This window comes from Streptomyces sp. NPDC030183, from assembly GCF_055573455.1.
Genome location: NZ_JBVIBK010000001.1, coordinates 569,474 through 583,586 on the forward strand (window position 1 = coordinate 569,474; position 14,113 = coordinate 583,586).

Here is a 14,113-nt window from a genome sequence, read left to right on the forward strand (position 1 = left end):
TGACGGTGCCGCCTCGGCCCACCCGCTCGCGGACGTACGGGGGCGCGGCCGTCTCACACATTCGGGGGCGTCCCCTCGATCGGGCGTCCGAGCACGCCGGGTCGCCGCTGCCACGGACGGGGGCCGCCGGGCGGCCGATAACCGACCCCCAGTGCGTCAAGTCGGCGATAGTGGACGGTCATCCGCCGCTCGAAGTCGGCGAAGTCCCGCTCGGCGGGCGCGGGCAGCCGGCTCCAGGCCACCTCGGCGAAGGCCGCGAGCCGCGGGAACGCCTGGTAGTCCACGCGCGCGGGGTCCTCCATCACCTCGGTCCACACGTTGGCCTGGGTGCCCAGCACGTGCCGCGCCTCCTGGGGCGTCAACTCCGGTGGAACCGGCTCGAAGCGGAAGACGTCCTCCAGGGTGCGCACGTAGCCGATCGGCACCGGCTCGTCGGGGCCGTCGTGCTGACGGTGGTCCAGGTACACGTGCTGCTCGGGGCACATGACCACGTCGTGGCCCGCTCGGGCCGCCGTGACGCCGCCCGCGTAGCCCCGCCAGGACGACACGGCCGCACCCGGCGCGAGGCCGCCCTGAAGGATCTCGTCCCATCCGATCAGGCGACGCCCGCGCGCCGTCAGCCAGTTGTCGAAATGCCGCACGAACCACGACTGCAGGCCGTCCTCGTCCGTGAGCCCGCACTCGCGGATGCGTTCCTGCGCGGTGGCCGACCGCTTCCACTGGTCCTTGACGCACTCGTCGCCGCCAAGGTGCACGAAGGCCGACGGAAAGAGTTCCAGGACTTCCTCCAGGACCCCCTCGTAGAAGCGCAGGGTGTTGTCAGTGGGGGCGAGTACGTTTTCGTTGATGCCCCAGGTGTCCCAGACGGTGAGGGAGGTCGTGTCGATGACATCGGTGTTGCCCAGTTCCGGATACGCGGCGATCGCGGCCTGGCTGTGTCCCGGGAGGTCGATCTCGGGGACCACGGTGATATGCCGCTCGGCGGCGTAGGCGACGATCTCGCGGATGTCGTCGTGCGTGTAGTGACCGCCGTGCGGCTTCTCCTCCCACAAGGGGGACGCCCTATGGCCGAATTTCGTGCGGGCCCGCCATGATCCGACCTCCGTCAGCCTCGGGTATCGCTCGATCTCGACGCGCCAGCCCTGGTCGTCCGTCAAGTGGAGGTGCAGGACGTTGAGTTTGTGCGCGGCCATGAGATCCAGATAGCGCAGCACCTGGTCCTTGGGCAGGAAGTGCCGGGCCACGTCGAGCATGAGGCCGCGCCAGGCGAAGCGGGGAGCGTCCTCGACGGTGACCCCGGGGAGGTCCCAGCCCCGGCCCGGCCGTACGGGGGCCCGCCGGTGGGCGTCGGGACCGAGCAGTTGCCGGAAGGTCTGCGCGCCCCAGAAGACGCCTGCCGCGCTGCCGCCCTGGATCAGGTGGTCGGTGCCGTCGACCACCAGGCGGTAGCCCTCGGGCGGCAGACCGGGCTCGACGCCCAGCACGAGCCTGGACGCGGACCCGCCCCCGTCCGGGAGGGCGTACCCGGTAGCCGCGCCCACCGTCGCCCGCAGCCAGCGCGCGACGCCCTCGGTGCCCGGGCCGGCCAACAGCCGCGTCTCCTCGTCCAGGCGGCCGCGGCCGGGCCGGTTCCGGCAGACACGGCCGGGCGCCGGAATCAGTTCCGTTCCGTCGAGATCAGTCACGTCACTCCTTGACCGCTCCGCCCAGTCCGGAGACCAGCCGTCGTTGTACGAGTACGAAGAAGACGAGCACCGGAATCGTCATCAGCGTGGACGCGGCCATCACACCGCCCCAGTCGGGCTCTTCCGGCTTGTAGAAGACGAGCAGGGCCATCGGCAGCGTCGAGCGGGAGGTGTCGCTGATGATGAAGGACTTGGCGAACAGGAAGTCGTTCCAGGCCGAGATGAACGAGAAGACGCTGGTGGCGACCAGCCCCGGGAGGACGAGCGGGAAAAGGATCTGCCACAGGAATCGGGAACGGCTCGCCCCGTCGAGCTGGGCGGCCTCCTCCAGGGACTCCGGCACGGCCTTCACAAAGCCCCGCAGCATCCAGATCGCGAAGGGCAGGGAGAAGGCGATGTGGGGCAGGATCAGCGCGCCCAGGGTGTTGAGTTGGCCGGCGTCCCGCATCAGGAAGAACAAGGGGATGGTGAGCGCCTCCACGGGCACCATCTGGGCGATCAGGAACATGATCAGCAAGGTCGTCCGGAAACGGAAGCGGAATCGCGTCACCGCCGTCGCCGCGAGAAACGCGATCAGCGCGGAGGCGAGAACCACGGCCCCGGCGACGACACAGCTGTTGAGGAAGTAGCGGCCGAATTCCTGCTGCCCGAGGACCCGGCGGAAGGAATCGAGTGTCGGCGCGAGCGTCCAGGGCCGGGCCCCGGGCGACTCGATCTCCCCCGCCGGTTTGACGGCGCTCACCGCCATCCAATACAGCGGGAACGCCACCGCGACCGCGATGACCAGGGCGGATGCCTCCGCGGCAAGCCGCCAGGGCCGTCGCCGGAAACCCGTCGAATTCACAGCTCCTCCCCCCGTCCGCGGAGCAGTCGCAAATACACCAGGGTGATCGCCAGCAGAATCACCAGCATCACCACGCCGATCGCCGAGCCGAGGCCGTACTCGGAGGCGGCGAATGCCTTTTGGTAGGCGTACACGTTCAGGACGAGGTTCTGGCCGGCGATACCGCCGCCGCCCGTCATCACATAGATCTGGGTGAAGACCTTGAAGTCCCAGATGATCGACTGAATGGTGACGACGACGAGGATCGGGCGGAGCATCGGCGCGAGCACCGACCGCCAGATCCGCCACTGCGAGGCACCGTCGAGGGCCGCCGCCTCCAGGACCTCCGACGGAACGGCCCGGATGCCCGCGTAGACCGTCACCATCACGAACGGGAAGGAGCACCAGACGACTTCCAGCAGGACGAGGAGGAAGGCGCTGTACCGCCCGTACGTCCATGAGTGGTCGCCCAGCCCGAGCACCCGGTTGACGGGCCCGAAGTCGGGGTCGAAGAGCATCAGCCACACCGTGGAGCCGGTGACCGCCGGGGTCGCCCACGCGCCCAGCGCGGCCAGCATCAGCGCCAGCCGCGGAACGGCCCGCACCCGGGTCAGCAGCACGGCCAGCGCGCAGCCGACGGCCAGCGTGGACACCACACAGGCCGCCGCGAAGACGACGGTGGCCAGCAGCACCCGCCAGAACTGGGTGTCGCCGAGCAGTTCGGCGTAGTTCCCGAACCCCCGGAAGGAGGTCGGTTCACCGCCGCTGACCTGCGCCTGGGTGTACTCCAGCAGCGAGATCAGGCCGAGCTGGTAGACGGGGTAGACGAGCAGCCCGCCGAGGACGACGAGCGCGGGCGCGAGGTAGATCCAGGGCGTCCACCGGGCGGGGCCCCCGCCCGAACCGGGGGGCACGGGCGTCACCCGACGGAGCTGAAGGCGTCGTTCATCCGCTCCGCCGCGTCCTCGGACGCGTCCTTCACGTCCTTCTTGCCGCTGATGATTTCCTGGAACATCGTCGGCAGCACGAGCGACGCGTCGATCCGGGCCCACGCCGGGGAGACCGGCACGAACCGGGTCCCCGAGGACAGGGTCTTCACGAACGGCTCGATGAACGGCTCCTTCTTCGCCGCCTCGGCCCGTACGTCGGTGTACGTCGGCAGGAAGCCCATCGCGTCGAAGAGTTCACCCTGGGTCCTCTTGGACGCCAGCCGTTTCATGAGGTCGACGGCGAGCGTGCGGCGCGTGGTGCTCTTCAGTACGCCGATGTTGTTGCCGCCCGCGAACGCCGGCGCCACAGAACCGGATTTCACCCCCGGCAGGGGGACGACCGCGTACTTGCCCTTGACCTTCCCGGCCTCCACGGCGGCGTGACTGAAGTCACCGCCGATGGCCATACCGGCCTTGCCCGCGGCGAACGCGGTGACCGTGTCGTTGCCGCCCATGCCGGCGCACTTGGCGGCGGGGCAGTTGTCGTCGCCGAACAGCGAGGTGTACGCCTCGATGCCCTTCTGGGCGGCCGCGCTGTCGATGGTGGAGGCGTACGAGCCGCCCTTGCCCTCGGCTATCTCGCCGCCGTGGGCCCAGACGAACGGCATGGCGCCGTAGGTGTACGCGCCGCCGACGACGAGCCCGTACAGGTCGGGCTCGGCCGCGCGGATCCGCTGGGCGGCGGTCGTCAGCTCGTCCAGGGTCTTCGGGGGTTCCAGGCCGAGTTCCTCGAAGACGTCCGTGCGGTAGTACAGGGCGCGGACGCCGACGAAGAAAGGCGCGCCGTAGACCTTGCCGTCGACGGTGACGGACGTCCTGGCGGTGGGGTCGGAGTCCTTGGAGTCGGACCAGCCGTTGAAGTCGGTGGTGACGTCGGCGAGTCCGCCGTCCTTGACGTAGCCGGCCGTGTCCGTGTTGCCGTACTCGATGACGTCGGGGGCGCTCTTCGGGTCGTTGAAGGCGGCCTTCACACGTTCGGCGCGGGTCTCGACGGGGATGTACTCGACCTTGGCCTTCGCCCCCTCGTGCGCCTTCTCGAAGGCGGCGACGACCTTGTCGACGACCTTCTCCTTCGGCGCGTTGCTCACCTCCCTGAAGAGCCAGACGCGCAGGGTGCCGGTTCTGTCGTCCTTCGTGGCCGAGGAGTTGTCGGACGTCCCGGGGGCGCAGGCGGTCAGTCCGGCGAGGGCGAGGGCCGCGACGGGGGCGAGCAGTCGGGGGGCGAGCTTCATGGCGCGTGGTCCTCCGGAGGGGGAGCGGAGTGTTGCATCCTCTGCAACAGGCGTTTTGCTCTCTACAACTCACCGGAGGCTATGGAGTCATGAACATGACCACAAGAGGTCTCGACCAGTTGTGACCGAGAGACGGCGCCTGCCTTCAGGGGCGCGGGGAACTGCGCGAGAAACCACAACCGACCCGCATCCGCCAACGAACGCACACCCCCGAGTCGCTGGGCGCCCGGCGCAGCAGCGCGGCGGCGCAGCAAAGACCGCGGTACCCGCTCCCGGGCACCGCGGTCACAAACGTCCGGCCGTTACTTCTTGCCGCCGCCCTCGTCGTCCCCGCCACCCGCGCCGAGGGAGTCGAAGATCTCCTTGCACATGGGGCACACGGGGTACTTCTTCGGGTCGCGACCCGGTACCCACACCTTGCCGCACAACGCCACGACGGGCGTGCCGTCGAGCGCGCTCGCCATGATCTTGTCCTTCTGGACGTAGTGGGCGAAGCGCTCGTGGTCACCGTCGCCGTGCGACACCTGCGGCGTCGGCTCGACGAGGGTCCCCGTACCAGTACCGCGCTCGGGCTCAAGAGTGCTCATGCCGCCAAGGGTACTGGGGCTCGCACGCATCAGTTGAGCGAAGGGTCGTCCGGGTACGTGGCCACCATCGCGAGTTCGCTGCGCTGGCGGCGCAGGACCTCCCGCCAGAGCCGTTCGGGCGAGGGGGACGACACGTCGCCGGGTTCCGACTCGACGACGTACCACGCGCCCTCGACCAGTTCGTCCTCCAACTGGCCGGGGCCCCAGCCCGCGTACCCGGCGAAGATGCGCAGGGAGCCGAGCGCGGAGGCGAGGAGCTCCGGCGGGGCCTCCAGGTCGACGAGCCCGATCGCGCCGTGCACACGCCGCCAGCCGAGCGGGGCCCGGTCGACGGGGCCGCCGCCCGGTATCACCGCGACGCCGAGCGCCGAGTCCAGGGACACCGGTCCGCCCTGGAAGACGACCCCGGGTTCGCCGGCGAGTTCCGCCCAGCCCTCCAGGATGTCTCCGACGTCCACCGGGGTGGGGCGGTTGAGGACCACCCCGAGTGAGCCCTCCTCGTCGTGGTCGAGGAGCAGCACCACAGCGCGGTCGAAGTTCGGGTCCGCCAGGGCGGGCGTGGCCACGAGCAGCCGCCCTGTGAGCGAGGACACCTCGGTCATGCCAGACATGATCCCGCATCCTGCCCCCGCGCGGGGAGCCAATCCCCTCAGCGGGGTGCGCGCAGCTCAGGGCGCACCGGTGCGGACCCCGCGCACGGCCGGTCCGGTGACCCCATGTGCCCGGCCGTGGACGGTTCGTGTTGTGGCGAACCCATGACGTGGCTGAGAAGCACTCGGGCTTACGGAAGGGGGGTGGGCGGCGTTTACGCTAGCCCTTCCGGCCCACGCCGAAACGGCTCCCGCACAACGGGAAACCGGTCGGTCCCCCACGCCGTAAAGCCCTCTGCCCTACATCACGGAACGCGAGATTCATGACCGTCAACGGCTCTGACGACGTACTGCTTGTACACGGCGGCACCCCGCTCAGTGGCGAGATCCGTGTCCGCGGTGCGAAGAACCTCGTACCGAAGGCCATGGTCGCCGCGCTGCTCGGCAGCGGTCCGAGCCGGCTGCGCAACGTCCCCGACATCCGCGACGTGCGGGTGGTGCGCGGGCTGCTGCAGCTGCATGGCGTAACGGTCCGCCCGGGGGACGAACCGGGTGAGCTGGTGATGGACCCGACGAACGTGGAGAGCGCGAACGTCGCCGACATCGACGCCCACGCGGGCTCCTCCCGCATCCCGATCCTGTTCTGCGGTCCGCTGCTGCACCGGCTCGGCCACGCCTTCATCCCCGGTCTCGGCGGCTGCGACATCGGCGGCCGGCCGATCGACTTCCACTTCGAGGTGCTGCGGCAGTTCGGCGCGAAGATCGAGAAGCGGGAGGACGGCCAGTACCTGGAGGCGCCGCGGCGGCTGCGCGGCACGAAGATCCGGCTGCCGTACCCGTCGGTCGGCGCGACCGAGCAGGTGCTGCTCACGGCCGTCCTCGCGGAGGGCGTGACGGAGCTGTCGAACGCGGCGATCGAGCCGGAGATCGAGGACCTCATCTGCGTCCTGCAGAAGATGGGCTCCATCATCGCGATGGACACCGACCGCACGATCCGCATCACCGGTGTGGACTCGCTCGGCGGCTACACCCACAAGGCCCTCCCGGACCGTCTGGAGGCCGCCTCCTGGGCGTCCGCCGCGCTGGCCACGGAGGGTGACATCTACGTCCGGGGCGCCCAGCAGCGCTCGATGATGACGTTCCTGAACACCTACCGGAAGGTGGGTGGCGCGTTCGAGATCGACGACGAGGGCATCCGCTTCTGGCACCCCGGCGGGCAGCTGAAGTCGATCGCCCTGGAGACGGACGTCCACCCCGGTTTCCAGACCGACTGGCAGCAGCCGCTGGTGGTGGCCCTGACGCAGGCCACGGGACTGTCGATCATCCACGAGACGGTGTACGAGTCCCGGCTGGGCTTCACGTCCGCGCTGAACCAGATGGGCGCGCACATCCAGCTCTACCGCGAGTGCCTCGGCGGCTCCGACTGCCGCTTCGGCCAGCGGAACTTCCTGCACTCGGCGGTCGTGTCGGGCCCGACGAAGCTCCAGGGCGCCGACCTGGTCATCCCCGACCTCCGCGGCGGCTTCTCCTACCTGATCGCCGCCCTCGCGGCCCAGGGCACGTCCCGCGTCCACGGCATCGACCTGATCAACCGCGGCTACGAGAACTTCATGGAGAAGCTCATGGAGCTCGGCGCGAAGGTGGAACTGCCGGGCAAGGCCCTCGGCTGACGCGCCGCACGTCGGGCTGAGCCGCTGCCCGAGAAACGCCTGTGGGGCGGTCTCCCTGTGTCGGGAGACCGCCCCACTGGCGTTACCGGGCCTCGTACGCCGCCGTGCGGCACACGGGCGGCGGGGTCACTTGCCCTTGGCGGCTTCCTTGAGCTTGCTGCCCGCGGAGACCTTCACGCTGTAGCCGGCCGGGATCTGGATCGGGTCGCCGGTCTGCGGGTTGCGCGCGGTGCGAGCGGCACGGTGGGTGCGCTCGAAGGTCAGGAAACCGGGGATGGTGACCTTCTCGTCGCCCTTGGAGACGATGTCACCGACGACGTCGGCGAACGCGGCCAGCACGGCGTCGGCGTCCTTGCGGGTCACCTCGGCGCGGTCGGCCAGCGCGGCCACCAGCTCACTGCGGTTCATGTTGTTACTCCCGTGTTCTTCTTGCCGTTGAGGCGGACCCGGGTCCGTCGTCAGACCCTCGCGCCCAGGGACGCATCCTGCACTCACCTGCGGCGGGAAAGCCAATCCGGCACCCATGGGAGTCACACGAACACCCATGGGAGTCACACGAAAAGCGCCATGTCCACGCAGGTCCCGCTCGGGCCCGCCACGGCGGCGGACTGGCCGCCACCCTAGGCATACGTACGGCCCGGACCCCAGCGACGCGCCGGGATCCGGGCCCATCGTGGTGACCGTCACAGTCGGCCGGAGCAGCCGCGGGGCCGCCCGCGGCCCCGGGTCAGACCGTCGCGCCGGCCGCCTTCGCGGCCTCGCGGACCGCCCCGGCGACCGCTCCCGCGACCTTGTCGTTGAAGACGCTCGGGATGATGTAGTTCGGGTTCAGCTCGTCCTCGGTGACGACGTCCGCGAGGGCCTTCGCGGCGGCGAGCATCATCTCCGTGTTGACGGTGCGGGACTGGGCGTCGAGCAGACCGCGGAAGACACCCGGGAAGACCAGCACGTTGTTGATCTGGTTCGGGAAGTCGGAGCGGCCGGTGGCCACGACGGCCGCCGTCTGACGGGCCACCGCGGGGTCGACCTCGGGGTCCGGGTTCGCGAGCGCGAACACGATCGCGTTGTCGGCCATGGCGGCCACGTCGTCGCCGTCGAGGACGTTCGGGGCGGAGACGCCGATGAAGACGTCCGCGCCGCGCACAGCCTCCTTGAGCGTGCCGGTGAGGCCCTCGGGGTTGGTGTTGTCGGCGATCCAGCGCAGCGGGGAGTCGGCGGCGGCGTCGACCAGGTCCTCGCGGTCGCAGTGCACGACCCCGTGGATGTCGGCGACGACGGCGTTCTTCACACCGGCGGCGATGAGCAGCTTGAGGATGGCCGTACCGGCCGCGCCGGCGCCGGACATGACGACGCGGATGTCGCCGATTCCCTTGCCCGCCACGCGCAGCGCGTTGGTGAGGGCGGCGAGCACCACGATCGCCGTGCCGTGCTGGTCGTCGTGGAAGACGGGGATGTCGAGGGCCTCGCGCAGCCGGGCCTCGATCTCGAAGCAGCGGGGCGCGGAGATGTCCTCCAGGTTGATGCCGGCGAAGCCGGGGGCGATCGCCTTGACGATCTCGACGATCGCGTCGGTGTCCTGGGTGTCGAGGCAGATCGGCCAGGCGTCGATGCCGGCGAACCGCTTGAAGAGGGCCGCCTTGCCCTCCATCACGGGCAGCGCGGCCTTGGGGCCGATGTTGCCGAGGCCCAGCACGGCGGAGCCGTCCGTCACGACCGCAACGGAGTTGCGCTTGATGGTGAGGCGGCGGGCGTCCTCGGGGTTCTCGGCGATCGCCATGCAGACGCGGGCCACACCGGGCGTGTAGACCATGGACAGGTCGTCACGGTTGCGGATGGGGTGCTTCGACGCCATCTCGATCTTGCCGCCGAGGTGCATCAGGAACGTACGGTCGGAGACCTTGCCCAGCGTGACGCCCTCGATGTGGCGCAGCTGCTCGACGATCTCGTCGGCGTGCGCGGTGGAGGTGGCCGCGATGGTGACGTCGATGCGGAGCTTCTCGTGCCCCGAGGCGGTCACGTCGAGGCCGGTCACCGAGCCTCCGTTGGACTCGACGGCCGTGGTGAGCTGGGAGACCGCGGTTCCGCTCGCGGGCACCTCCAGGCGGACCGTCATCGAGTAGGAGACGCTGGGCGCCGTTGCCATGGCCGACTTCCTCTGCTTTCGCTACTGCGTTTGTGCGTTTTGCCGTCCGATCGTCGCACCTACCACCGAGTAGGCGTTAGCCCGGTGAGATTGAGAACGTTTTGTTCTCAACGAAAAGAGGTCCACGTCACAGGACGTGGACCTCTTCGCGTACCGCTGTCGTTCAAGTGGCACCGACCCGCCATGCTCGCCTCGCGGCAAGTGGTCGCTCTGAGCGACGAAGGTTGGGCCCGGGGGCTTGGATCGAGCCGGTGCCATCACCCAGGCTAACAGGCGCCCCGGCGTTCCGGGAGTTGACGGAGCGTCGGCGGGTGCGGGTGGTTCGCCCCCCTCAGTCCCGCAGCAGGTCCGGTACTCCCGTCGCGTCCGGGTCGTCCCTGTCCGCCGACACGACCGTCAGCTGCTGGGTCGCGCGGGTGAGGGCCACGTACAGCACGCGCAGGCCCGCCGGGGACTCGTCCGCGATCTCCGCCGGGGAGACGACGACCGTCGCGTCGTACTCCAGGCCCTTCGCCTCCAGGCTGCCCAGGGCCACGACGCGGTCGCCGAGGCCGGCCAGCCAGCGGGCGGCCTCCTCGCGGCGGTTCATGGCGACGACGACACCCACCGTCCCGTCGACGAGGTCCAGCAGCCGCGCCGCCTCCGCGCGGACCGTGCGGGCCAGGGTGTCGCGCTGGGCGGTGACGAAGCGGGGCTCGACGCCGGTGGAGCGGACCGCGGTGGGCGACTCGGAGCCCGGCATCGCCAGCGCCAGCACCTTCGCCGCCAGTTCGGCGATCTCGGCCGGGTTGCGGTAGTTGACGGTGAGGGTGAAGCGGCGGCGGGGCCGGGTACCGAGCGCCTCGTCCCGCGCCTCGGCCGCCTCGTCGGGGTCCGACCAGGAGGACTGGGCGGGGTCGCCGACCACCGTCCAGGTGGCGTGACGGCCGCGGCGGCCCACCATGCGCCACTGCATCGGGGTCAGGTCCTGCGCCTCGTCGACGATGACGTGCGCGTACTCGGTGCGTTCCTGGGCCAGCCGCTCGGCGCGCTCGCGCTGGCTCTCCTCGCGCACCGGCATCAGCTCCTCCAGGCCCGTGAGCTGGTCGAGCGGGTCGAGTTCGCGCTTCTTGCGGGGGCGGGCGGGCATGCCGAGGATCGCCTGGAGCTCGTCGAGCATGGCGACGTCGTGGACCGACAGGCCGTCCCGCCTGAGGGAGCGGGCGACCCGGCGGACCTCACCGGGGTTGAGGATGCGCCGGGCCCAGCGGCCGAGGCGGCGCTCGTCGGCCATGGCGGTGAGAACCGCGCGCGGCGTCAGCTCGGGCCACCAGGCGTCGAGGAAGGCGATGAAGTCGTCCTCGCTGGTGATGTCCTCGTCGAAGGAGGAGCGGAGCTCGGCGGCGAGTTCGGGGTCCGTGTGCCGTCCCGCGGCGCCCGACCGGTCCCACAGGGCGTCGAGGAGGAGCTTGCGGGCGCGGGGGCGCAGCAGGTTGACGGGGGCCGTGCCGCCGAGCGCGTTGCGGCGGACGCGGTCCAGATCCCCCACCTCCAGCTCCAGCCGCCGGCCGAAGGCGACGACACGCAACCGGGTGGGCGCGTCGCTCCGCTCCAGCGCGCCCCGGGCGGCCTTCCGCAGCACCTTGAGCATGCGGTACGAGCCCTTGGCGCGGGCCACGGCCGGGGAGTCGTACAGGGTGGCCTCCGCGCCGTCGACGAGGGAGCCGATGGCGCGGATGGCGACCTGGCCCTCCTCGCCGAGCGAGGGCAGGACGCCCTCGGTGTACGCGACCAGCAGCGGGGTCGGGGAGACGATCAGGATGCCGCCCGCGTAGCGGCGCCGGTCCTGGTAGAGGAGGTAGGCGGCGCGGTGCAGGGCGACGGCCGTCTTGCCGGTGCCGGGCCCGCCCTCGACGTAGGTCACGGAGGCGGCGGGGGCGCGGATCACCAGGTCCTGCTCGGCCTGGATGGAGGCGACGATGTCGCGCATGGAGTGGCTGCGGGCCTGGCCGAGCGCGGCCATCAGGGCGCCGTCACCGATGACGGGCAGCTCGTGGCCGTCGAGGCGCGCCTTCAGTTCGGGGCGCATCAGGTCGTCCTCGACGCCGAGCACCTTGCGGCCCTTGGAGCGGATGACCCGGCGGCGGACGACCCGGCCGGGGTCGACCGGGGTCGAGCGGTAGAAGGGGGCGGCGGCGGGGGCCCGCCAGTCGATGACCAGCGGCGCGTACTCGGCGTCCAGGACGCCGATGCGGCCGATGTGCAGGGTCTCGGCGATGTCGGCGGTGTTGTCGGGACGTACCGCGCCCTCGGCGGGTTCGACGGCGGTGTACGCGCCGTCCGGACCCTTCTTGCCGTCCTTGCCGAGGAGGAGGTCGATACGGCCGAAGAGGAAGTCCTCGAACTCGTTGTTCAGCCGGTTCAGATGGATGCCCGCGCGGAAGACCTGGGCGTCCCGCTCGGCGAGTGCGCCGGGGGTGCCGACCTGGCCGCGCTTGGCGGCGTCGTTCATCAGGAACTCCGCCTCGTGGATCTTCTCCTCGAGACGCCGGTACACCCGGTCCAGATGTTCCTGTTCGACGCCGATCTCCCGCTCGCGGACGGAATCGTGAGCGGAGTCGAGCGTTTCCTGCTGAACAACCTGAGCGGCCACCCGGGCCCCCTTCTGACGTGCTGGGCAGCCGTCCACCGTACGCGACGGTAGCCCCCCGGGGGAACAGGCGGTGCCCCGCGCCCCCCGAAACGCGGGGGACGCGGGGCACCGGAAGGTCACGCCTCGACCTGGACCAGCTTCTTGCCGGAGAAGGTCAGGACCTCGAAGTGGTCGATCTCGTCCGGGGTGAAGGCGGCGCCGCCCTCGACGTAGAGCGGGTTTTTCGCCTGCTCCGTCTTGGCGTCCTTGATCCCGTAACCCCAGGTCGGGACGGACCAGGAGGTGACCGTCTCACGCTCGCCGTTCTTGCCGACGGCGATCAGCGAGCACTTCTCCGGGCCCTTGACGTTCTTCAGCTCCAGGACGGCGTGGGTGCCCCACGCCTTCTCCTTCATGGCGACCGTGGCGCTGACCTTGGTGGCGGCGTCCGTACGCTGCACCTTGTCACTTATGTCACCGAACGCGGCCTTGGCCGGGTTGTCGGCGAACGTCTGGCCCGCCTGCACCTTGCCGTCGTCGCCCCCGCCGGCCGTCGCGAACACCGCGGTGGGACCCGCGATGATCGCCGCGATACCGGCCGCCAGCATGAAGAAGTTGCGCCGGCTCTTCTTGGCGCGGTGCTGGACGACCTCGCCGACCAGCCGGTCCGAGAGCTTCGGACTCGGTTTCGCCGCCAGGGACTCACCGATCGCCGGTGTCCCCTGGGCCGCGGGCAGGTCGGCGAGGGCGGCCAGCATGGGTTCCATGCCGGCCAGCTCGTCGAGCTGCTGACCGCACCATTCGCACGTGGCGAGATGGGCCTCGAATTGTGTGGCCTCGGCGTCGTCCAGTATTCCGAGGGCGTACGCGCCGACGGTTTCGTGGATGTTGTCGCCGGAACCTTGGGCTCCTTGCACAGACCCGGGCATTCCCGGTCCATACCCCCCGTACATGTTGCTCATGCCGTCACCCCGCGCTCCTCCAGAGCCAGCTTCATCGACCGCAGGGCGTAGAACACCCGTGAGCGGACGGTTCCACTGGGGATGCCAAGCGTCTCGGCCGCCTCATTGACCGTACGCCCTTTGAAATAGGTCTCGACCAGGACTTCCCTGTGGGCAGGGGTCAGGTCGTCCAGCGCGTCCGACAGTGTCATCAGCCACAACGCCTTGTCGATCTCGTCCTCCGCGGGGATGACCTCCAGCGGCGACGGGTCGACCTCCTGCGGCCGGGCCTGCCGGCTGCGGTGGCCGTCGATGACGATGCGGCGTGCGACCGTCACCAGCCAGGGGCGTACCGATCCGGTCGCTCGATTGAGCTGACCGGCGTTCTTCCAGGCCCTGATGAGAGTTTCCTGCACAACGTCCTCTGCGCGTTGGCGGTCGCCCGCGACCAGACGCAGCACGTACGCGAGCAAGGGTCCAGCGTGCTCGCGGTACAGCGCGCGCATCAGCTCCTCGTCCGGCTCTGAGGGCTGCGACGCGCGATGTCGTGCCCTGTGCGGGCGGTCATCGGCCACAGCGGAATCCTTGCGCACGGCTACCTCCGGTGTCCGGGGGTTCCCCCAGTCGGTCGCTCACATCGGGATACGTAGGTAACCAGGTGTGTGTTCAGAGTTGAGCCACAACTTTCTCGATTAAACGCGGGGTTGGTGGGGCCCCTGAGGGACAAGCGCGCCCAAACCGGCTTCAAAACCTGCGCGGGAGGGCGGGAATTGTGAAGATGTGGATCTCGCGGTGTGAAAAACAGCACTGCTGCTTCTTTACGACAGCGGGGTGGTTACCCA

General features: G+C 70.0%; 12 protein-coding genes. 1 reads left to right on the forward strand and 11 read right to left on the reverse strand.

Annotated features, from left to right (window positions below; translation table 11 throughout):
• Window positions 1-53: 53 nt before the first annotated feature.
• The 6 genes from ACZ4Z2_RS02500 to ACZ4Z2_RS02525 all read right to left on the reverse strand — a co-directional run bounded on the left by ACZ4Z2_RS02500 (window position 54) and on the right by ACZ4Z2_RS02525 (window position 5,918).
• Complete coding sequence (locus tag ACZ4Z2_RS02500; protein WP_468071497.1) at window positions 54-1,685, reverse strand: beta-N-acetylhexosaminidase; 1,632 nt, start codon at window positions 1,683-1,685, stop codon at window positions 54-56.
• Window position 1,686: 1 nt separating this feature from the next.
• A complete protein-coding gene (locus tag ACZ4Z2_RS02505) occupies window positions 1,687-2,529 on the reverse strand; it encodes a carbohydrate ABC transporter permease (protein WP_468071499.1) in 843 nt (280 codons plus the stop codon).
• On the reverse strand, window positions 2,526-3,431 hold the full coding sequence (locus ACZ4Z2_RS02510; protein WP_468071501.1) for a carbohydrate ABC transporter permease: 906 nt from the start codon (window positions 3,429-3,431) through the stop codon (window positions 2,526-2,528). Before ACZ4Z2_RS02510 ends, ACZ4Z2_RS02505 begins: the two co-directional genes overlap by 4 nt.
• On the reverse strand, window positions 3,428-4,729 hold the full coding sequence (locus ACZ4Z2_RS02515; protein ID WP_468071503.1) for an extracellular solute-binding protein: 1,302 nt from the start codon (window positions 4,727-4,729) through the stop codon (window positions 3,428-3,430). The genes ACZ4Z2_RS02510 and ACZ4Z2_RS02515 overlap by 4 nt, the downstream gene beginning before the upstream one ends.
• A gap of 302 nt (window positions 4,730-5,031) precedes the next feature.
• A complete protein-coding gene (locus ACZ4Z2_RS02520; protein WP_079054731.1) occupies window positions 5,032-5,316 on the reverse strand; it encodes a DUF3039 domain-containing protein in 285 nt (94 codons plus the stop codon).
• 29 nt (window positions 5,317-5,345) lie between these two features.
• A complete protein-coding gene (locus tag ACZ4Z2_RS02525) occupies window positions 5,346-5,918 on the reverse strand; it encodes a YqgE/AlgH family protein (protein WP_055512729.1) in 573 nt (190 codons plus the stop codon).
• Window positions 5,919-6,229: 311 nt separating this feature from the next.
• On the opposite strand from ACZ4Z2_RS02525, the gene murA reads away from it, so the two are divergent.
• The gene (gene murA, locus ACZ4Z2_RS02530; RefSeq protein WP_468071505.1) at window positions 6,230-7,576 is read left to right on the forward strand and encodes a UDP-N-acetylglucosamine 1-carboxyvinyltransferase; all 1,347 of its coding nucleotides are present in this window, start codon (window positions 6,230-6,232) and stop codon (window positions 7,574-7,576) included.
• 126 nt (window positions 7,577-7,702) lie between these two features.
• Here the strand turns inward: murA and ACZ4Z2_RS02535 are convergent, their stop codons facing one another.
• From ACZ4Z2_RS02535 to ACZ4Z2_RS02555, 5 genes are all read right to left on the reverse strand, one after another.
• On the reverse strand, window positions 7,703-7,984 hold the full coding sequence (locus ACZ4Z2_RS02535; RefSeq protein WP_055512725.1) for an HU family DNA-binding protein: 282 nt from the start codon (window positions 7,982-7,984) through the stop codon (window positions 7,703-7,705).
• Between the two features lie 319 nt (window positions 7,985-8,303).
• Complete coding sequence (locus ACZ4Z2_RS02540) at window positions 8,304-9,719, reverse strand: NAD-dependent malic enzyme (RefSeq protein ID WP_468071507.1); 1,416 nt, start codon at window positions 9,717-9,719, stop codon at window positions 8,304-8,306.
• A 331-nt stretch (window positions 9,720-10,050) separates the two neighbouring features.
• Window positions 10,051-12,351, reverse strand: coding sequence for a HelD family protein (locus ACZ4Z2_RS02545; protein WP_468071509.1), 2,301 nt, complete (start codon window positions 12,349-12,351; stop codon window positions 10,051-10,053).
• Window positions 12,352-12,467: 116 nt separating this feature from the next.
• Window positions 12,468-13,259, reverse strand: coding sequence for a zf-HC2 domain-containing protein (locus tag ACZ4Z2_RS02550; RefSeq protein ID WP_468071511.1), 792 nt, complete (start codon window positions 13,257-13,259; stop codon window positions 12,468-12,470).
• A gap of 29 nt (window positions 13,260-13,288) precedes the next feature.
• Window positions 13,289-13,864 carry a sigma-70 family RNA polymerase sigma factor gene (locus tag ACZ4Z2_RS02555; protein WP_079049401.1) on the reverse strand — a complete coding sequence of 192 codons (576 nt, stop codon included), beginning with the start codon at window positions 13,862-13,864 and terminating at the stop codon, window positions 13,289-13,291.
• Between the last annotated feature and the right edge of the window lie 249 nt (window positions 13,865-14,113).